16 protein-coding genes are annotated in these 21068 nt (G+C 51.3%); 12 read left to right on the top strand and 4 right to left on the bottom strand.

Annotation, left to right across the window (positions count from 1 at the left end; all coding sequences use genetic code 11):
• Positions 1–8 precede the first annotated feature (8 nt).
• A complete protein-coding gene (locus BBI15_RS11710; RefSeq protein ID WP_068869731.1) occupies positions 9–1409 on the bottom strand; it encodes an LA2681 family HEPN domain-containing protein in 1401 nt (466 codons plus the stop codon).
• Between the two features lie 137 nt (positions 1410–1546).
• Here BBI15_RS11710 and BBI15_RS11705 point away from each other — a divergent pair, with 137 nt between their 5' ends.
• On the top strand, positions 1547–1912 hold the full coding sequence (locus BBI15_RS11705) for a hypothetical protein (RefSeq protein WP_068869730.1): 366 nt from the start codon (positions 1547–1549) through the stop codon (positions 1910–1912).
• Positions 1913–2218: 306 nt separating this feature from the next.
• Positions 2219–4306, top strand: coding sequence for a putative bifunctional diguanylate cyclase/phosphodiesterase (locus tag BBI15_RS11700; RefSeq protein WP_068869729.1), 2088 nt, complete (start codon positions 2219–2221; stop codon positions 4304–4306).
• Between the two features lie 409 nt (positions 4307–4715).
• Here BBI15_RS11700 and BBI15_RS11695 read toward each other — a convergent pair whose 3' ends face one another.
• A complete protein-coding gene (locus BBI15_RS11695) occupies positions 4716–5348 on the bottom strand; it encodes a TetR/AcrR family transcriptional regulator (protein WP_068869728.1) in 633 nt (210 codons plus the stop codon).
• Between the two features lie 116 nt (positions 5349–5464).
• Here BBI15_RS11695 and BBI15_RS11690 point away from each other — a divergent pair, with 116 nt between their 5' ends.
• From BBI15_RS11690 to BBI15_RS11670, 5 genes are all read left to right on the top strand, one after another.
• Complete coding sequence (locus BBI15_RS11690; protein ID WP_068869727.1) at positions 5465–6214, top strand: SDR family NAD(P)-dependent oxidoreductase; 750 nt, start codon at positions 5465–5467, stop codon at positions 6212–6214.
• A gap of 768 nt (positions 6215–6982) precedes the next feature.
• Positions 6983–7162: a hypothetical protein gene (locus tag BBI15_RS11685; RefSeq protein WP_068869726.1), complete on the top strand. Its 180-nt coding sequence runs from the start codon at positions 6983–6985 to the stop codon at positions 7160–7162.
• A complete protein-coding gene (locus BBI15_RS11680; RefSeq protein WP_068869725.1) occupies positions 7159–8574 on the top strand; it encodes an amidase in 1416 nt (471 codons plus the stop codon). Before BBI15_RS11685 ends, BBI15_RS11680 begins: the two co-directional genes overlap by 4 nt.
• 135 nt (positions 8575–8709) lie before the next feature.
• On the top strand, positions 8710–10233 hold the full coding sequence (locus tag BBI15_RS11675) for a right-handed parallel beta-helix repeat-containing protein (protein ID WP_068869724.1): 1524 nt from the start codon (positions 8710–8712) through the stop codon (positions 10231–10233).
• 148 nt (positions 10234–10381) lie between these two features.
• Positions 10382–11650 (top strand): ATP-grasp domain-containing protein, encoded by a 1269-nt coding sequence (locus tag BBI15_RS11670; RefSeq protein WP_068869723.1) that lies wholly within the window; start codon positions 10382–10384, stop codon positions 11648–11650.
• 91 nt (positions 11651–11741) lie between these two features.
• On the opposite strand, the gene BBI15_RS11665 is transcribed toward BBI15_RS11670, so the two are convergent.
• Entirely contained in the window at positions 11742–12731 is a 990-nt protein-coding gene (locus BBI15_RS11665; protein WP_068869722.1) for a GNAT family N-acetyltransferase, read from the bottom strand.
• Between the two features lie 245 nt (positions 12732–12976).
• On the opposite strand from BBI15_RS11665, the gene BBI15_RS11660 reads away from it, so the two are divergent.
• Positions 12977–14230: an ATP-grasp domain-containing protein gene (locus tag BBI15_RS11660; protein ID WP_068869721.1), complete on the top strand. Its 1254-nt coding sequence runs from the start codon at positions 12977–12979 to the stop codon at positions 14228–14230.
• 573 nt (positions 14231–14803) lie between these two features.
• On the opposite strand, the gene BBI15_RS11655 is transcribed toward BBI15_RS11660, so the two are convergent.
• A complete protein-coding gene (locus BBI15_RS11655; protein WP_068869720.1) occupies positions 14804–15286 on the bottom strand; it encodes an antibiotic biosynthesis monooxygenase family protein in 483 nt (160 codons plus the stop codon).
• 271 nt (positions 15287–15557) lie between these two features.
• On the opposite strand from BBI15_RS11655, the gene BBI15_RS11650 reads away from it, so the two are divergent.
• From BBI15_RS11650 to murJ, 4 genes are all read left to right on the top strand, one after another.
• Positions 15558–16568, top strand: coding sequence for a GNAT family N-acetyltransferase (locus tag BBI15_RS11650; protein WP_237150867.1), 1011 nt, complete (start codon positions 15558–15560; stop codon positions 16566–16568).
• Positions 16569–16627: 59 nt separating this feature from the next.
• Complete coding sequence (locus BBI15_RS11645) at positions 16628–17635, top strand: peptidoglycan bridge formation glycyltransferase FemA/FemB family protein (RefSeq protein ID WP_068869718.1); 1008 nt, start codon at positions 16628–16630, stop codon at positions 17633–17635.
• 29 nt (positions 17636–17664) lie between these two features.
• Entirely contained in the window at positions 17665–18672 is a 1008-nt protein-coding gene (locus BBI15_RS11640) for a GNAT family N-acetyltransferase (RefSeq protein ID WP_068869717.1), read from the top strand.
• Positions 18673–19549: 877 nt separating this feature from the next.
• Entirely contained in the window at positions 19550–21064 is a 1515-nt protein-coding gene (gene murJ / locus BBI15_RS11635; RefSeq protein WP_068869716.1) for a murein biosynthesis integral membrane protein MurJ, read from the top strand.
• Positions 21065–21068: the final 4 nt, after the last annotated feature.

Below are 21068 nucleotides of genomic sequence, written 5' to 3'. Positions count from 1 at the left end.
CCGTTTGCTTATTTCTTGCCGATCGCCAAGGCGAACTGCAAATACATCATGCCATTGCGCGCTTTTTGGCTCATGGCGAGCGTCATGCGCTCAAGTTCGGCTTCCGTGATGTGGTGGCTTTGGGCGCGGGCGTTTTCCTTTTCGAACGGCTCCGCTTTTTCGACCACTTGCAGATAGCTGTTGTCGATGCGGTTGCGGATGTGCAAGGCTTTTTTCACGAACAGGCTTTGCTCATCCGATTTCTCATAGCCATATACTTCTTTCGACAGCCAGTACAAAGCTTTCAAGGCATCGTTTTTCGTGTTCTGGACAAACGGCTTGAGCGGTTTTTTCAAGTCTTCCTCCTCGAACCAGATGCGCTGGAAATTGACGCGCGGCTCTTCGACGCCGAGCTGCATCGTCTGGTTCAGCAACAACGCCATTTTATCGAATAAAGTATAGGCTTGGCGATAGACTTGCTTCAGGTCTTCATTGCGCTTTGTGTAGCGCGTATTGTCGCCGTCCATCTTATGGTCGTCCGCGACTTCTTCGCTGTTCAGGGCGAGGTAAAGCGAACGGCGCATCGCCGTGAATTCGTGCGTCAACGAGTCCAGGAAATTGCCGAGGAACGCGTTGTTCTGGATGCGCAGCGGAAGATCGCGCTTCGCCATCGTATCCGGTTCGATATCGTTGCCGCTGTTGAGGAATAATTGCTGCTCGGCGCACCAGTCCAGGTAGCGTTGCTCGTCCTCTGTCGGTTCCGGCTGCTGCGCGAGTTTCACGGGATCCACATCGCCGAGTTGTTCGATCATGTTTTCGGCGAGCTTGATGCGCTCATCGTAAAGCGCTTGGCCTTTCTCGTCTTTGATGTCGTTTTTGGCCGTCTTGAACAGATCGAGCGCTTTTTCGAGTGCGCTGAGGCGCTCTGCTTTGACCGGCAGGAAAGTCGAATAGAAAATCAAGGTCCAGCCGAATTCGCCGTTCAGGCGCTGATAGGACGGGTCGTTTTCGTCTTTGACCATTTCTTTGAGCACTGCTTGTGCGTCAATCGAGCGTCCCGTGTGGACGAGCGTTTCCGCATAGTTCAGGCACACCTGGTTCCAGACATTCGACGGGATGCGCCCGCGGTATGTTTCGATCGTGTTGTCGTATAGATACAATTGGCGCTGTTTCAAGTCGGAGTTCCAGTCTTTTTTCAGCTGGTGCTGGATCGACAAATAGCTAGTCTCCAGCAGCACGGCCAGTGGATAAGCCGCTTTGCCCTGGAGGCGCTCCTTCAAATGATTGATCATGGCGTTGATGCGGCCAGGGAACGCTTCGGCTTTCGCTTGCTGCATTTCCTGCAGGAGCTGGTGGGTCGCCCCGTAAATTTCCTTTATTTCAAATTGCCCTAAATCGTCAGCTAGGGCGATATCGCTTAAAGTTGCCATCCCATTTCCTCCTTGATGCGTTTTGATGTGTCTCTCTCCATTCTAAGGGAAAAATGTCCATTGGTCACCCCGCGGCAGGAAATTGGCAGAAAATATGGAATACATCAGTAAGCAACGAAGCGAAAGGAGGAGCGATTTTGGGCGAAGCACAAGAGCCGTTTATCTGGATCCCTTTTTTTCAGCAAAACAATATTCCTGATTCCAGTGTCTTGGACAATTATATTTTTGGTTCACAAGAGAGTCGCGGGTCCGATGCCACTAGCAAAAGAAAACAGGAAGGCAGTCCGAAGCCAACCGGTATAAAAGGCAAATATAAGCCGATTTCCAGGGAGAACCTGGAACAATTAATTTCTGGATTCGATGGCTTTGAAGTCGAAACGATCGAATTGAATGTGGTCGGGGGCATTGAAACGAGCGGGCCATTGCAATTCATCATCGCCGGTAAAGCAGAAGCCGGGATGACGGTGACATTGAAGAAGAAAACGGATGATGCCGACAAATAGGAAAGGAAAACGTCGCTGCTGCAGCGGCGTTTTTAAATTGGCGAAAAAACATGGGTATATTTCAGGGGGGAAGTACTGATTTGAGCTGAAGTAATAAATATTTGTGGCAATGGGCGGGTATTAATGTCTATGTAAAAAGAAGGGAATCACAGGTATAATGTTTACTATATTCCAATAAAAAGAGTTTTAAGAATCATTAACTAGTTTTATTGATGGTTAAAAAGTCCTTTAAATGAAGTTTTTCGTTTTATATGCGTTGCTGCTGCCATCTGGCATACATACTTTTGCCAAGTCAGGGGGGAATCCATGTCTATGCTTCCGCATATTAGTTTAACCATTTTATCCATCATCGTTTCGGTCGCGACAAGCTATACGGTCCTCATTATGATCGAATATGTCAATAAGCGGAAAGCGGCTGTCGACACACGCTCCAGGTTGCTTGCGATACTGGCGCTTGGCAGCGGATTTTTTTCCATGCAAGTGATCGGTATCCTGACGTTCATGGCAGAATACCGGTTCTTACCGCGTTTTTGGCTGCTTGCCTTGTCGCTGCTTGCGGCGTGTTTACTGGCGGCCTACGTCCTGAAGATCCTCCCGCAGGGCATTCACAGCCGGCATGACATGGTGAAGCATGTGCTGATTACCGCGTTTTTCGTGAAGGCGGCCTATTTCCTGGGATTAGCGGGCGTACTCGACGTGCGCTTCTGGGCGATTTCCACAGGCTATTATCTATTGTCGGCGGTTATGGTGCTGGGCATTTGCTATTTCGGTTTCCGCTTCGTATTGCAGTCCAATGCAAAACAAGTGACGGAGCAACAGCGCTTCGGGAGCGCCGCTCTCTTGGGGCTCGTGCTCACCTTGCTTCATTACACGTCCACGAATACCTTCTATACAAATATGGCTCTTCCGGAAGCGGCAGCGGGTGGTGTCTGGGTCATCGGTACGGCAGTGTTTGTGGCTTTCGCCGTGACTTTGCTGCTGTTGTCAGCGGTGAATCTGGCATTGGTCGATTTGAATGCGTTCGAGACAGAGGCCGGCCTGTTGCGGCAAGTGAAAGACAGCGAAAGCCGATTCCGCACACTCGCCTATACCGACCACTTGACGGGCGTCCCGAATCGCCATTGGTTCTTTGCCCATTTTCGCGAATTGATGGACCCGGCGGACGGGAACATCGAGTCGGTCGGTGTCGTGTTGCTCGATTTCGATGATTTTAAATCCATCAATGAATTGATCGGCCATGATGGGGGCGACCAATTCCTGAAAAGGATTGTCGAACGTTTGAAATCGGTGCTGCCGGAAACCGTCCCACTCGCCAGGCTCGGCGGGGACGAGTTCGTCTTTGCGGTGCCGAATGCGAAAAAATCTTATCTAGAACAGTTATGCCAAAACATTTTACAGGTGATGCATGAGCCGATCCAGATCGGGGAGCAATCGGTCGCTTCCGGCATCAGCCTCGGCGTCAGCTGCCAAAGCATTGCGGAACTCAATGAGGAAAGTTTGATCAAGCAAGCCGATCTTGCGCTGTTCATGGCGAAAAGCGCCGGCAAGGAGAACTATGAATTTTTCTCCCCGGAGCTTTTGGACAGTTCGCTCCGCAAGCAGGAAATCACGGCAGCTTTACAGCAGGCTTTGGTAAACGGCGAGTTTTCGGTCCATTACCAGCCACAAGTGGAATTGGTGAGCGGCCGCGTCATCGGGTTCGAAGCCTTGCTGCGCTGGAATTCCGCACTCGGCGCTGTTGCGCCATCCGAATTCATTCCCGTGGCGGAGGAATGCGGGGCGATTCATTCCATCGGGGAATGGGTGCTGCGTGAAGCGTGCCTTCAACTGGCAGCATGGCAGAAAGAGGGGCGCCCTGCTATTTGCGTCTCGGTCAATGTGTCGGCCAAGCAATTCCTGGACACCCAGTTTGCTGAAAAAGTAGCGCGCATTTTGGCGGAAACGGATGTGCCTGCCGAATATGTGGAAATTGAAATCACCGAAAGTGTCATGATCGACCTCGATGCCTCATCCGCGTTGGTCGAAGAATTGCAGGCGATCGGCGTCAAGCTGGCAATCGATGATTTCGGCACAGGCTATTCCTCGCTCAACGCAATCAAGAATATCCAAATCGATACGTTGAAGATCGATAAATCCTTGGTCGATGAAGTGCTCGGCAGCGACCGCAGCATGGCGATCCTGGCGACCATCATCGAACTGGGGAAAAACCTGGGCGCGGAAGTGGTCGTGGAAGGGCTGGAGACGATCGAGCAAGTGACCTTGATGCGGCAATACGAAGTCATCGGCCAAGGTTATTATTTCAGCCGGCCGCTTCCTGGAGACAAGGCGGCAAGGGTATGGGACAAGTACTTGGAGCAGCCGAACGGGCTTTTCCATGCGCCGGTTTTATATTGAATACGAAAAGACACAGCACTGGGCTGCGTCTTTTTTTGTTTGAATGAAGATGGCGGAGGAATCGCTTCCTGGGATGTGTTTGGAGCAGAGAGTGGGAGTTGGCGTGTTGAAGTGTTTTAGTGATTTGGCTGTACTTCAGCTTGGTATCCGCCGCCTGGCTTTGGGTTGGCCTTTGGCAGCAAGCCAGGAAGACCGTCTGTCTTGCTGCGTCGGCTCACCCTTTTACGCTCGGCGGCTGAAAGATTTCGTTGGGCAAGGTGTGTTTAAGTAGATCTGTTTCTTTACCCAGTTGCCGGCTAGCGGGGGAATCGCTTCCCTATGATGGCATGTAATAATGATTGGTTTAGGAAATGGCAGGTGGGCCTAATTGCTGGACTGGAAAAAGGGAGAGGTCCATTTTGATTCCTTATTAAGCTCTGCAATAGTCGAGCAGGATTTTCTTCAATACTTGCTGTTGGGTTTCGGGTTGGATGTCTCGGTCCAGGTAAGATATAGACGATTTGAGTGCGACGTTGTTCGTGAAGCTCGAATAGCTGTTGATGATGGTGACAATTAGCGGTTTAGCGGGAATGGAGCCATTAATCGAGCCGTCTTGCTGGCCGTCCTCGATGAGCGGTTCAAGCAAATCCATGATCTGGCGCTGTCTTGTAAGATAGCGGCCGATTGCAGGCAGCGGTTCTGTGCGGAACGAGGCATAGCTCTCGAACGCTTCCCGGAAACGCGCGGATTTATAATGCTCGGCTTTTTGTGCGTCGAGCAAGGTATCAAGCAATAGTTCCAGCCGCTCGAATGCGCTTGCTTTCAAGGAAATGATGCGCCGGAATTCGGCTTCTACGGCGTCTAATGAGCGGATGGCGACTTCGACGATCAGTTCGTCCTTTTTCGGGAAATAGCGGAAGACGGTCGCCACGCCGGCACCTGCCCGTTCGGCGATGTCTTTCATTTGCACGTCGTTCAGCCCGCGTTCCGTAAACAATTCTTTGGCGGCTTCGACGATTTTATCGGTCTGCAATTGCTTGTTTTCTTGTCGTTTTGATGGCATGGCAGTTTCACTCCTTGCTTTTAGTATAGCGCTTTAATTGATGAAATGAAGTCATGGGAGTATACTTGAAATAAATTGATAGTCAGACTATCAAAATTTAATTTGAGGTGATTAAAGTGAGATTGGAAAACAAAGTAGCCATCATCACAGGCGGGGGATCTGGCATGGGCGAAGCGGCTGTACGCTTGTTCGCCAAAGAGGGGGCGAAAGTCGTTGCCACGGACATCAATTTGGAAGCAGCGGAAAAAGTGGCGCAGGAAGTAAGCGAAGCGGGCTTTGAAGCGTTGGCATTGAAGCAGAATGTGGCCGAAAAATCGGATTGGGAAGCGGTCATCGAGAAGACCGTGGAATCCTTTGGTAAAGTCGATATCCTCATCAACAACGCAGGCATTTCGGTCGCAAAAGATTTCATGGAACAGACAGAAGACGATTTTTCGAAAGGATTTGCGGTCAATACGAACAGCGTCATGTATGGCATGCAATTGGCCATTCCCCACATGATCGAAAACGGCGGAGGCTCGATTGTCAATGTGTCATCGATTGCGGCGTTGACGGGCATGTCGGGGGCCGGCGTCTATACGGCTTCAAAAGGCGCAGTGCGGTCGATCACGAAAGCGGCGGCTGTCGATTACGGGAAACATAATATCCGTGTCAACTCGGTGCATCCCGGCTATATCGTGACACCGATGAGTGCGGAATACATGGAAAGCGAAAAGTTCCGCCCGCATTTCCTCGCGCAGATCGCGCTTCCTGAACTCGGGAATGCAGTCGAAGTCGCCAATGCGATGCTGTTCCTTGCGTCAGACGAAGCGAGCCACATCACGGGTATCGAGCTACCGGTAGACGGCGGCGTGACGGCGAAATAAATAGTAGTTGGTAGAAGATGCGGCTTCGGCTGTGTCTTCTTTTTTGTTGCTGGCTGGTTGCTGAAGGGTTTTCCAGGGCAGAATTAAAGGAAGCATGCAGGGTATTAATAGTGGAATTGTTCCTGAGTGCCATTTAAGCTTCATTTTGGTAGTCGCCTCCTGGCTTTGGGTTGGCCTCTTGCCGAAAGCCAGTAAGAGCGCCTGTCTTTCGGCATCGGCTCACCCTTAACGCCGGTCGGCTAAAAGACTTCGTCAATTCGGGTGTGTTTAACTAAATCTACTTCTATATGGAGTTGCCGGCTAGCGGGGAAATCGCTTCCCGGCCCATACCACCTGGCATATAGAGGCTTGAATCGAAAAATCTGTTGGCGGCCTAGGACTAGCAATTACAAATATTTCGGTCACGATGTCTGGAGATACAAAGTATGATGCCTTTTTATATTCTGTATTGAGTGGATTGAAAAATTTATCTTCCACTCTAAAACTAAAGACGGAGTGGAAGGGGCCGACTCCGGGAGGAGCAGCGTAGCGACGAGACAATTGTGACCCTGCAGGAGCGCAGCGACGAAGCGGCTCAATGCGAGCCCTCCGGAAAGCGTGCCCCTGCAACGCAGTCGAAAAGCGAAAGCTTTTCCTATCGCTTCTTTTAATTCCAAATACAAACCATCAACTTTCAGAACAATCTGTTAATTAATCGCCAAGAATGGTAAACTGTCGGTAATCAGCAGGACCTACACCTCAGAAAAAATTCAGGAATGGGGGATTCATGTGGCGTTCGACATTCACGAAGTTTTGGAGAGGAAAGGCATTGACGTCCCGGAACATCATAAGGAAATGCTCGCCGGCCAAATGGCAGGATTCGAGGAGCTGCGCAAGACGGTGAACCAGGAACAATTGAAAGACCTGGATATGGCTTTGACGCATGTGCCGGGAGGTGAGCAGAAATGAGCAATGAACTGGCACAGAAGTCCATCGGCGAACTGGCGCCGCTTATCCAGTCGAAACAGCTGTCGCCTGTCGAGTTGACGGAACAGGTATTGGCGAACGTCGATTTGTATGACGGGGAGATTAATGCGTATATTGCCGTGCAAAAAGAGCAAGCGCTTGAAGCTGCCGCGCAGGCTGAACAGGAAATCCAGAGCGGCAATTACCGCGGCGCGCTTCACGGGATTCCGATGGCGCTGAAAGACATTCTCTATTTTAAGGATGAGAAAGCGACGATGGGGTCGAGCATCCATGGCGATTTCGTGGCAGGATTCGATGCGACGGTCGTCTCGAAACTGAAGATGGCAGGCGTAACCTTCACCGGCAAGCTCAATATGCACGAATATGCATGGGGCGCGACGACGACCAATCCGCATTTCGGGCCGTGCAAGAACCCGTGGGACCTGACGAAGATCCCAGGCGGCTCAAGCGGAGGCTCGGGTGCTGCAGTGGCATCGCATATGGCGATTGCCTCGCTCGGGACGGATACGGGCGGATCGATCCGCATCCCGGCGTCAAGCTGCGGCATCATCGGGCTCAAGCCGACGCATGGGCGCATTTCGAAATACGGCTGCTTTCCGCTCGCGTGGTCGCTCGATCACATCGGGCCGATGACGAAGACGGTGTACGATGCGGCATTGCTATTGGAATTATTGAGCGGTTACGACCCGAAAGACCCGACTTCGGTCGACCGGCCGGCGAAAAAATTCTCAGGGTTGTTGGAAGGTGATGTGAAAGATTTAACCATCGGCATCGAAGAGGAATATTTCTTCAAAAACGTCGACAGCCGCGTGGACGAACAAGTGCGGCTCGTGTTGAAGCAATTGGAGGAGGCTGGTGCGGTGATCAAGCCTGTCAGCATCCCCTCCTTGAAGCAGGCGGAATTCGCAGAGCTCGTGACGATCACGACGGAAGCGAGCGCCGTGCATCATGCGAATTTATTGAAATCGCCGGAGAAGTTCGGCGAAGACGTGCGCTTTTTGCTGGAAGTCGGCGAATTGATGAGCGGCGTCGATTATGTGCAGTCGCAGCAAATCCGGCGCAAGCTCGATTTGGAATTTGCCGCGGCGTTTGAAAGCGTCGATGTGCTGATCAGCCCGACCTTGCCGTTCCTGTCGCCGCCGATCGGTTCACAGACGGTGGATGTCAACGGGCAGGAGTTGAGTTTCCTGGATGAAGTGATCCGCTTTACGGGTCCTGGAAATCTGACCGGCTTGCCGGCACTCAGCATTCCGGTGGGCGTGAAGGAAGGCCTACCGGTTGGCTTGCAGATCATGGGGCCAGCGTTCGAAGAAGAGAAAGTGCTAATGGCAGCGGCGCTCATCGAACAGATGGAATTGATGAAAGGCCATGCGCCGAATCTTGAAACAAATTGAGTGGATCGGGCAGTTCCCGCCGGCAGGCAGCCGGATAAGGGACTGCTTTTTCTTTTGAAACTTTTTAACCGATTTTTAACATATAGCAGGTAGAATCGTCGTACGACATTCAGTAAGTAAAGGGGCGGCACAATCATGGCATTTTGGAAAAAGGCGAGAGACAAGGAATTGCCTCCGCGCAATAAAGAAGATATCGTCCGCGAAATGTGGAGCCCGAAAAAGACGGCGGACCAATTATTCAACGTGAAAGCGTATGGGGCAATCGGAGACGGCAAAGCCGATGACCGGAAAGCGCTGCAAAAAGCGGTTGATGCCGCCTATGGCACTTTAAAAGGCGGCAATCTGTTCTTTCCGCCGGGCTTGTATCGCATCAGCGGACCTATAGAGGTGCCGGAATGGGGAGCGGGCGCGACTGTTTCATGGATCGGGCATAGTTCGGAGACGACGCGAATCGCACCGTCCGAGCCGATGGATTATCTGGTGCGCATGCGCGGCGGCAGCGGGTCGGTCAAAGGCATCCAGTTCATGGGGACCGATCCCGAAAACGGCTACACACAACTCGTGAAAGTGTGTATGGTCGCCAGTGACGTCCGCGATAAATTATTCTCAGGAGCCGCATTCATGTGGGGGGCTGTCCACGGGTTGCAGATCCTGGAAGAAGGCAATAATAACCTTTGCGTGTTCGACCGGCTGTGCCAGTTTTCCCAAAACGGCTCGGTGATCGAAGGCAGTGGCGCTTCGGGGAGAGGGACGAATATTTCATTCATGAAGCTCGACCCCGCAGCACGGGACGTCCACGTCGGCGCTTATTTTAAAGTAGGAAAAGGCGAAGGCTCGGTTTACCATATCGATGAAGTCGGCCCGCGCAGCATCACCGTGTCGCCGCCTTTGAAAGAGACGATTTCACCGGGGACGCCGTATAAGATCCATCTTGGCTGTGGCTTGCAGACGGACCGCGGCAGCGACAATAACGTCTACGGGATTTATGATTGCCATTTCGTCGGCAATGCAGCGACCGGCCTGATGGTGCGCGGGCTTTATGGCCACCACATCCAGGGCGGCAACTTCGATTCGAACGGCATCGCAGGCATCCACATCGGCAGCGGCGCGATCAACACGACACCTGCATACTCCGGCAGCATCAATCATAGCTACTTCGAGAACAACGGCTACGCGAATGTCTTGCTCGATTATGCAGCGGGGCTCAGCATCATCGAACCGCTCCTTGCGAAACCGCGTGATGGCATGGGGGATGGGCTCGCTTCCATTACGTCTTTATACAACGAAGAATACCAATATGATACGACGAGCATCCTTTACAATGGCCGCCTGCATCAATACGTGCCGGAAGGAGGGCGTTCGCCGCTCGATATGAAAGACGAGCCGCGGATCACTGTCAACAGGAAAAACGGCGCATCAGAAACGGAAACCGTCAAGTTGCCGCCAGCACCGACACATAAATTCAGCGAAGAAGTGGAGATTTTCGTCGAACATAGCGGCGGCCAGGAAGTGCGGCTTGTCTGCGATAACGCCAAAGTCAATAACCGCCCGGGCAGCGAAGGCGTGCTCGCACCGGCGGGAATCGGCTATAAAATTACCGCTTACTACAATAGAAGCGATAAAAGTTGGATGGTTTCGCATACGACACCTTTAAGTTAAAGGAGAATTTATACCTGAATTTTCAGATTTTTATTGACCTTTCTGTTTTTAGTTGGTATTTTTGTATTACAGTCATGGAGTGAATTAGTTATTTTGAATTAGGACTTATGCTTTTTGCGTACAAATACTGCGAAGTGGAGGGTTTAGGATGGATAAAAAGAAAATTTTGATCCTTGGCGGCACATTCCATATGGTCAATGTAGTCGAGACGGCCAAACGCATGGGCTATTATACGATCGTCACCGATAATATGGCCGGTTCGCCAGCGAAGAAAATTGCCGACCAGTCGTATGACATCAGTACTGCCGATATCCAGAAGCTTGCTGAAATCGGCAGGAAGGAACAGGTCGATGGGGTGTTTACCGCTTTTGACGATATCAACACCTGGCATGCAGTCACCCTGTGCAAGACGCTCCATTTGCCGTTCTATGCGACGCCTGCACAGCTTGAAGTCACTTCGCATAAAGACCGTTTCAAGGACTATTGCCGGACATTCGGCGTGCCGGTCATCGAGGAATACGAATGCGACCCGGCACAAGATCTCGAGCTTCCGCCGGTGGAATTTCCGGTTATCGTCAAGCCGGTCGATAGCTACGCGAGCAAAGGGATTACAGTGTGTTACCGGGAAGAAGAACTTACAAAGGGGGTCGAAAAGGCAGTCGGGGAATCAAAGTCGGGCAAGGTCATTCTCGAGCGCTTTGTTGATTCGGAGATCGGCGTCCAGGCGTTCTATACCGCGCGGGATGGCCATCTCGTCCTGACTGCCGTCACGGACCGCTTTACCCATAAACAGTCCAAAGAACATCCGCCGCTCCCTGTGGCGATGCTATTCCCTTCACAGCACCAACAGAAATATATCGAAGAAGTCGATCCGGCGGTGCGCGACATGATCCGCAATATCGGCATCACTAATGGCTTGGTGTTTATCCAGACGCTGTACGATGGCGGCAAGATCTATGTGTACGAAATGGGCTTCCGGTTCAGTGGCGAGCAGCATTATCACATCATCGAGAAACAGACAGGCGTCCATCTACTGGAGATGATGCTCGACTTTTCGGTCGGCAAAGATACGGCGAAGCATCCGATCGAACAATTCGACGGGGCCCCGATGCCCCATCCTTCCGCCAATTTGCCGATCTTGCTCGGCCCTGGAAGGATTGCGGACATCAGGGGATTGGAGGAAGTGAAAGCGATGCCGGAAGTCGTTTCCTGCGTCATTAACAGGTCTGAAGGCGAGACGATCGAGCGGACGGGCTCCTATTCGCAAATGTTCGGCCGCTTTAATGTGGTCGCGGAATCCCAGCAAGCCCTCCTGGAAACGATCGAACAAATCTATAGGACGCTGCACATCCGTTCTGAAGACGGCAGCGATATGATCATGGCCCGGTTCCAGCCGGCAAAAGTGAAGATCCCGTAAAATATGGCTGAAGGCAGCGGGGCATGATTCCCGCTGCTTTTTAGCGTCACAAAAAAACGCCTGACCCTAAATGCGGGTCAGGCGCTTTTTTTCATCCTCTGTATAAAGGGAAGTGGCCGGTATTTTCGATGCCGCATTGGAGCCGTTTCAGCTCGGTCAGCCTGCCGTATATGCCACTATTGCGGATGCGCTTGCCGGTGAGGATCTCAAGGGGTTCGGTCTTGGTGAAGCGGCGTTTGAAGCGGTATAAGGCTTCGGTCGAAGCGCCGCCCAAGTGGAATTCGGAAAAACCGTGTTCTTTTCCGTAACGGCAAGCTTCCGCCATGATCAACGAATTGCCGGCACAGCGGAAATACTCGGGGTCATTCGCGACCAGGTGATAATGCATATAATCGCCATGGTGGACGATCAATGCAGACGAGACGGTCTTGCCGTCGAATTTTGCGTTGAGCAGGAATTGCTTGCCTTCGAGATGCCGGAAGGATTCCTTCAGCATGTCGGGATCGAATAAGTAATGATCCGGAAACTCATTGCGGTCAGCGGTAAGGGCGTATAGCCGGCAGAAATCGTCCAAGGTCTCTCCCGTGAAATCATATTCCACCGTGACGCCGTTTTTTAACGCCCGGCGCACTTGCTGGCGGGCAGCGGAAGAAAATTCGTAGCGGAAAGGATCGTCGACCGTCAAATCGATGTACATGACGATGCCGCGCATGTCCAAACCGTATAACGGAAAGAAATCTTCCGCATTCTTGACCCAGGAACTGAAACGGATGTATTCGGAAACGATATGCTGCTGTTCACAAAAATCCTGGAATGCTGCATCGAACTCGTCGACCAATGCGCTGCGCTGGCCCTCTTCGGCATGGAGTATGACAGGGCCGCTTTGGCCGAATGCGGTGATCGTATCGAACCACCCTTCCAAAAGCGGTACCGGCCGTTTGATGAAAGGATAGATGATATGCCCGCGTGCGCTTTTCCATTCGAATTGGTGAAATTCGCCTCCTTCGTGTCGGGCATATGCCGTGTTCCATTCGGGCGTAAAGAAGATATCGGGAACCGCTTGCTTCGTAGGTACTGCCATGGGTCTTTGCCTCCTTAGAATAAATGGGATGATGTCTGTCTTCACCCTATGCTCTCCGGGTTAAAAAGAAGTAAAACATATTAAATAGGAAGAAATATTATTTTTTTCTGATTATTAGATTGACAAAACGATACCCCGGTTGGTAAATTTGTTCTACAAATGAACAAGATATACGGATGTTTTTCAAATGAATGTTGAGGTTTATAGTCAATAATGCCTGGATATCGATAAGGGGGGTGTTTCCCGTGGGAAAACAGAAGAAGCTGCTTATTCTCGGCGGCATCACGCATATGGTCGATGTAGTCGAAACCGCTAAAAACATGGGCCTGTACACAATCGTCACGGATAATAATGAGGAGTCGCCGGCAAAGAAAAATGCCGACAAAGCTTACCATATCAGCACGGCAGATATTGATGCGCTTGAAAATATGGCAAGAAAAGAGCAAGTGGACGGCGTCCTGACGGCTTTTGACGACATCAACACGTGGAATGCCCAATTACTGACTGAACGGCTTGGATTGCCGTTTTATGCCACGAAAGAGCATTTGGAGATAAGTTCCAACAAAGACCGGTTCAAGGAGTTCTGCCGGCGGTTCGATGTGCCGGTCATCGAGCAGTACGAAAAAGGAGATGGGGTGCCGGTTCGCTATCCGGTCATCGTCAAACCGGTCGACAGCTACGCCAGCAAAGGCATCACTGTCTGCCAAAATGAAGCGGAACTCTACGAAGCGGCCGAAAAAGCCAAACGCTTTTCGCGCCACGGCCGTGTTCTTGTCGAACGGTTCATCGATACGAACCATGGTGTCGAAATGTACTACACATTACAAGACGGGGAAGTGATCTTATCCGCTGTGACTGACCGGTTTGTCTATAACCAAGGACACCAAAGCCCGCCCCTGCCCATCGCGACGATCTATCCGTCCAGCCATCTCGCCGAATTCATCGCGCAACATGACGCCAATCTCCGTGAAATGCTGAGAGGCATGGGGCTGAAGAACGGGCTTGTGCTGATCCAGTCGCTTTATGACAACGGGGAATTCTTCATTTACGAGATGGGCTACAGGTTGAGCGGGGAACAGCATTACCAGATCATCAAGCGCCAGACCGATGTCAATTTGCTGGAAATGATGCTCGATTTTGCCGTGGGGGAAGACATCTCACAGTACGATCTAAGCAATTTCGATGATGGCTATATGCGCTACCCGTCATGCAATCTATCGGTGCTGCTCGGTCCGGGAACGATCCGCGAGATCCGCGGGCTGGAAGAAATCATGGACTTGCCGCCCGTCATTTCCTGGGTGCCTACGCGTAAAGTGGGCGATGAGATCACTGTAACCGGCTCCTACTCGCAGATGCTGGGCCGTTTCAATATCGTCTGCCAGACGATGGAGGAATTGAATGGGACGATCCGCGAGATCAACCGGAAGCTCGAAGTCATCTCGGAAAGCGGCGAGGATATGGTGCTTGCGCGCTATTTGGCCGGGGAGAAAGTAAGTTAAACCGCAGCAGCTGCTGCGGTTTTTCAGGCTGTCGAGAAAGGTAAGAAGCCGTATTTTCCGAAGCTTATTGATCGCTTTCCGCGGGCGGGAATCGAGCCTCCTCGGCCGCTACCGAAAACCCTTGTGCTCAACTCTCACTACGTTCGAGCATCGCAGAAAACCCGCTTGCTCCCACATCTGCCAGCAGATGCGTCGCAAATGAATAGGCTCAGCATAGCTTCGCTCATTCATTGCCTGTGGGGTCTCTCAAACCCGCTATTCCCGCAGGAAAGATAAGATCGACCTACGGGAGACCTTATCTTTGCGAAGTAATGCGTAGCATTATTGAGCAGAATGTTTTCCGATCAAACGCTTCTCCAAATACTTAGATAGACCTTTGATTTATAAAATGTAGAAAAATAATTTTCACTCTAATTTATAGCTGTTCATAGACTTGTTCAACACTCTGTTAAACCGCAGCAGCTGCTGCGGTTTTTTCTTTTTGATCTGGAGGGGGAGTGCTCTTCAAACACATCGATGTATTCACATAGTTCTCCATAGAAAAAAGAGGCCTCCAACCGGAAGCCTCTTTTTCTATTTGGAATAGGTGGTGACGAATGACGGGCGCGGGAAGATGTTCGGGCGTTTGTCGATGCCTTCCGAAGTTCCGCGTTTTTTATGTGCGTGTGAGTAAGCCTGGGACGATTGCCAGTTGGTGAAGGCGGATTCGTCTTCCCACATCGTGAGGATGACGTAAGTATCGGAATCGAGCGGGCGCAAGATGCGGATCGCTGCAAAGCCCGGTTCTTTTTCGACGAGGCCTGCACGGTTCTGGAAGCGCGATTCGAACAGTTCGCGGCCTTCTTCCGTCACCGGGATGTTGTTGAATACGGCAAAAGCCCCGTCTTCAAGCTTTCCTTTTTGGTCGAGCACTTCGTAAGCTTCGATGCCGTCGCCAGCCGGGCTTCCTTGTTCATTGATGGCTGCCGCATCGCCGCCATTCGTCAAGACGAACCAGCCCTTGTCTTCCAGCGCATCGGATTCCTGCGCATTGCCGAGCCATTTATAGAACTTCATCGATATGCACCTCTTTTTTAGTAGTCCTGCATTTCCTATATTAAGTAAATTATTTCAGTTTCGCAAAGAATGTTGTCCCCTTTTCGGGCATTTTTGTCTATATATACGCCTTTTAAAAAATGTCATCGCGTTTAACCTGTCTTTAACCTGGGTCTTTTAGGATAGGTGCTAATGAAAGCTTCCATTCGGAAAGGAGTGCATGCAATGCCAGGAGCTCCACAATACAGTGGGGCGGAATCATCCGCAACCTACAACGAGAAAGAAGGAAAAGATGATGGGGGATCTTTATTTCGATGAACGTTATGGAAAGTTGTATGAAGAAATAGAGAAAGGCGTGTGCCAAGTATTCGAGTTCGATCACCCGCTTGGGCACGTGCGGCATATGTTTATCAAGAGGGAGATTCCGATTTTGCTCGGGTCTGAACGCTACTTCGACATCGTGACGCCATATGGATACGGTGGCCCGTTGATGACGGGGTGTGAACCGGAACATCGGGAAGAGCTGGCATCCGCTTTTACGGAAGCATTCGCTGCTTATTGCGAATCGGAAAGGGTGGTCAGTGAGTTCATCCGTTTCCATCCGGTGCTCGGCAATGCGCAGGATTTCGAAAAGAGCTACGAAGTGCGCTACTTACGCGATACGGTCGGTACAGCGATTTCCGCTTACGATGATCCGGTAAAAGCGGAGTTCAGTGCTTCGGCACGCAAGAACATCCGCAAAGCATTGCGCGATGGCGTCGAATTCCGTGTGACCCTCGGGCCGCGCGACCTAAAGGAATTCCAGCGGATTTATTTTGCGACGATGGACCGCAATCATGCCGATTCATTCTATTACTTCAGCGAAAAGTATTTCAGTCAATTGCTCGAGTCATTCGGCGAGAAGCTATTGCTCGTCGAAGCGCTTTATGGGGGCGAAGTGATCGGCATGGAACTGCAATTTGCCTACAATGATTTGATCCATACGCATTTATCTGGAACATATGAAGCGTTCCATCATCTATCGCCGGTTTATATCATGCAGTATGCAACAGTCCTCTGGGCTAAAGAACACGGCATCAGCCTGATCCATGGAGGGGGCGGGCGCACTAATAGCCCCGACGATAATTTGCTTCGGTTCAAGCAGCAATTCGCGCGCCAGACGAGTTTTTCATTTTATAGCGGCCAGAAAGTATGGAATGAAGAAGTCTACAGAAGGCTTTGCCGGGAAGCGAACACTGCCGTTACGGATGAGTTTTTCCCGGCATACCGGAAGCGGCCGGCGAAAGAGGTAAGCGAGGTTTGACAAAGAGAAACCAGAGGGGGAGCAAACAAACAACACAAAGAAGAAATGGGGTTTAGCATGTGAAGGATTTGTTTTTCGAAAAAAATTACGGCCGATTATACGAAGTGATCGAGAATGGCCGGTGTGAGGTGTTCGAGTTTGAGCATCCGTTGGGCCGTGTGCGTCACCAGTTCATCCGCCGTGAGATTCCGATGTCCGTAACAGGTGGACCATATTTCGACATCGTCACTCCGTATGGCTATGGAGGGCCAATCATCAAAGAATGTGCAGAAGGCAGAAAAGCCCACTTGGTGGAGGCATTTGAGCGAACGTTCGGGGAATATTGCGCAGAACGCGGCATCATCAGTGAATTCGTCCGCTTCCATCCGGTCATTGGCAATGCATTGGATTTCGAGGATTGCTATGAGGTGCGTTATTTGCGCGAGACGGTAGGTACCAATCTGGCGGCCTACGAAGACCCGGTCCAAAGCGAGTTCTCCAAGTCGACACGCAAAAATATCCGCAAGGCGCTTGAGGCGGGCGTGGGCTATGAGATCATCGAAAATCCGCGAAGCCTGGGCGAATTCAAGGACATCTACCATGAAACGATGAACCGCAATAATGCGGATGCCTATTATTATTTCGAAGAAGATTATTTCACGGAATGCCTGGAGTATTTTGCTGACCACATCGTGTTGACGAAAGCGATCTTCGAGGGGCAAGTGATCGGGATGGGATTGAACTTCACTTACGGCGATCGCATCCATACCCATCTGTCAGGTACGTTAAGTGATTACAACCACGCTTATCCTGCCTATGTGCTGCAATACGCGCTGACGGTTTGGGGGAAAGCGAATGGCTACCGGCTCATCCATGACGGCGGCGGGAGGACCAACGACCCGAACGATAGTTTGTTGATGTTCAAGAGGCAATTCGGGAAAAATACCCGATTTGATTTCTACATCGGGAAGAAAATATGGAACAAGCCGGTTTATAAGAAATTATGCGAACTGAACGCGGCGGATGCAGCGACCGATTATTTCCCGGCCTATCGCTGCAAAAAGCATTTGGAAGCGAGCCGTGTCTGAGCGGCGTATGATGAAAGGACGTGGACCCATTGAATGACTTATTTTTTGAAGAAGCCTACGGCAAACTCTACGAAAGAATGGAGCATGGAGTATGCGAGGAATTCGTCTTCCAGAGTGCATACGGCGAAGTGAGGCATCTGTTTATCAAGCGGGAAATCCCGATGCTGATCCATGGGGAGAGGTGGTATGATGCCATCACTCCGTATGGTTATGGTGGGCCGCGGATCATCCGCTGTGCGACAGGCTGCCATTCCGACTTGGTCACTGATTTTGAGCTTGCGTTCCGTGAATACTGCAAGGACCAGCGCATCGTCAGCGAGTTTGTCCGTTTTCATCCGATCTTCGACAATGCCCGCGATTTTTCCAATTGCTACGAGGTCACGTTCCAGCGTGAAACTGTCGGGACGACACTTGCCGGCTTCGACGATCCGGTAGCTTCCGAATTTTCGAAATCTGCCAGGAAGACATTGCGCCGTGCGCTGAATGCAGGCGTTACTTGCCGAATCACCGTTGCGCCGGGCGATCTTCAACGATTCAAGGAAATCTACTATGAAACGATGAGCCGGGTCCATGCCGATGCCTATTACTTCTTCGACGATGATTACTTCGATAATTGTCTGTTGAAATTCGCCGATAAAATCGTCCTGGCTGAAGCGATTTACGAAGGCCAGGTCATTGCGGCAGAGCTGCACTTTCTCTATGAGGGCATCATGCATACCCATCTTTCCGGCACCGTCCACGATTTCCATCAGCTGTCGCCGATCTATGTTTTGCAATACGGCGCCGTGCGCTGGGGCAAAGAGAATGGCGTCAAGCTCATCCATACGGGTGGCGGCCGGACGAATGATGCGGAAGATCCGCTTTATAAATTCAAGAAGAAATTCGGCCAGCATACCGGCTTCCGGTTCTACACCGGCCGGAAAATCTGGAACGCAGAGATCTACGGAGAGCTATGCAAAAAGTCCAGAGCCACCGCGGGCGAACCATTCTTCCCGGCGTACCGCGCGAATGCCAGCAAGCAATTGAGCAGCGTATGAAACTTCATGAAATCCCTAAGCGCCCGCCAAGTTTTTGGCAGGCGTTTTTTAATGTCTTGTTGTTGTTGGGAATCTTTGTGTAATGGGAAATTTAGTTGGGCTAGCTGGCGAGATGGCATGTTCTTTGTATATTGCTCCCCAAGCGAGTCGCCTCCCGCTTGGGGCTGGCCTCCCGCAATGAGCCAAGAAGAACACTTGTCTCGTTACTCCGGCTCACCCGTATGCTTGGTTCGGCTTTTACATTCCACTGAAGTTGGTAATTGACAAAGTATGTTATTTTCTCGTGATCATCCACTTGTGCTGATGCTTAGCTGGACATGATCAAGGTTGAACAAAACTATTCACATTAATTTCAAAGCTAAATGATTATCTTTTCTCTCTAAAACTAGAGATGGAGCGGAAAGGGGCCGAAGCCTGAGGGACTGAGCGGGCTGGCGAGACAAATGTGTCGCGCTCTTTGCGGCACATTGGCTCAACACCCGCCCCTCGGCAAGCGTGCCCCTTGAAGTGCAATCTCTCCCACTCTTCTCTCCACTATCTATTTTTAAAATCGCTACTTCCTGTCGCGATTTCAGCTGCATGACCTGCATCCTGCAGGCCCCAAGCGTGCCCCTTGGAGCGCAATCTCCACCACTCAATCTTTGTAGATTCCCTTCCATTAAAAAATATTTGAATTCCCCAAAGCTTTTTCAAAACGCTCAAACAGTTTAACCCTCTTTTAACCTCCGCCCCCTAGGATTAACAACAACAGGATTCCATCCGCGCCAAATTCTGAGGAAGGATGCTTTATATCGATGGCCGGATCAAGCCATAAGCTGCACCACCGCTTCGGGAGCGGATCGTTGCTTCCAGAATGAATGCAAAAGAGGTTGAAACTATGGAAAAAACAGTCATCGCCATCATGTTCGTCGTCATCATCACGAAAGTTCTCGGCTTTTCACGGGACATCTTCCTATCGTTTTTCTACGGTGCCGATGGATTGACCGACGCCTACTTGATCTCGACCGATATCCCGACGGTGTTCTTTGCGTTTATCGGCATGGGCATCGCCGCGAGCTATATCCCGGTTTACACGAAAATCCGTGAAGAGCGGGGCGATGCAGCGGCAGAACGCTTTACCGCCAACGTCACGAATGCAGTGTTGCTGCTGTCGACTGTGCTGGTCATCCTGCTCTTGGTGTTCCCGGTGCCGATCGTCAAATTGTTCGCCTACGGGTTCGAAGGCGAAACCTTGCGCATCGCGGTATTGTTCACGCGGATCATTTCGCTGACGCTTTATTTCACGGCCCTGATCTTCATTTTCACCAGCTACCTGGAAGTAAAAGACCGGTTCCTGCCGACGGTGCTGAGCGGCTTGCCGCTGAATGTGCTGTTGATCACAACGATTGTGGTCAGTTCGAAAATGGATATCATGATGCTCGCCATCGGAACGGTCATTGCCGTCATCGTGCAATTTCTGTACATGGTGCCGGCGATCCGCAAAAGCGGCTATCGCCACCAATTGGTGTTGAACCTGAAAGACCGCGACCTGAAGCAGATGATGATGCTTGCCATCCCGGTCATCATCGGGGTGTCGGCGGACCAGATCAACATCCTGGTAGACCGCACCATCGCTTCGCAGCTGGCGGAGGGCGGGATTTCGGCACTCACCTACGCACATCGCATCGTATTTTTCGTCCAGGCGATTTTCGTTCTGGCGGTCGTGAAAGTCATGTTCCCGAAAATCTCAAAGCTCGCCGTCCGGAAGAATATGGCTGAATTGAAAGATGTCGTCGGGAAAATCATTACGACTGTCTCATTGATCGTCATTCCCGCCGCGGTCGGCATGATGATCTTTGCGCGGCAGATTACGGAGCTCCTGTTCGGGCGCGGGGCGTTCGAGGAGCGGGCGGTTGCGATGACGACGGGCTTATTGTTCTTCTATGCACTCGGCTTGCTTGGGTTCGGGCTGAGGGAAGTGCTGTCGAAAGTGTTTTATTCCCTGGAAGATTCACGGACGCCGATGATCAACGCATTCGGCGCCATGTTCTTGAACGTCGCGTTAAACCTGGTGCTGTCGCGTGTAATCGGGCTGAACGGCTTGGCACTTGCGACGAGCATCGCCGCGATTGTCAGTACGGTGCTGTTGTACGCATCACTGGTACGGAAAATCGGTTCGCTCGACAGCCGGCGGTTGATGATCGACTTGGCGAAAGGCATCGTTGCCGCCATCGTCATGGGCATCGCGGCCAGAACGGCATATACGGTTTCCTTGCTGGCAACGGGTGATATTCCGGCCTTGTTCATCGGTGTTGCCACGGGAGTCATTGTTTACGCAGCGATGCTGTGGATGCTGCAATTGAGCGATATCGCCTATTACAAGGCACGGTTGATGGCGCTTGCCAGACGTTGAAAAG

This window comes from Planococcus plakortidis, assembly GCF_001687605.2.
Lineage (GTDB): Bacteria > Bacillota > Bacilli > Bacillales_A > Planococcaceae > Planococcus > Planococcus plakortidis.
The sequence above is the reverse complement of the archived record's forward strand: the minus strand, read 5'-3'. Positions and strand labels throughout refer to the sequence as shown.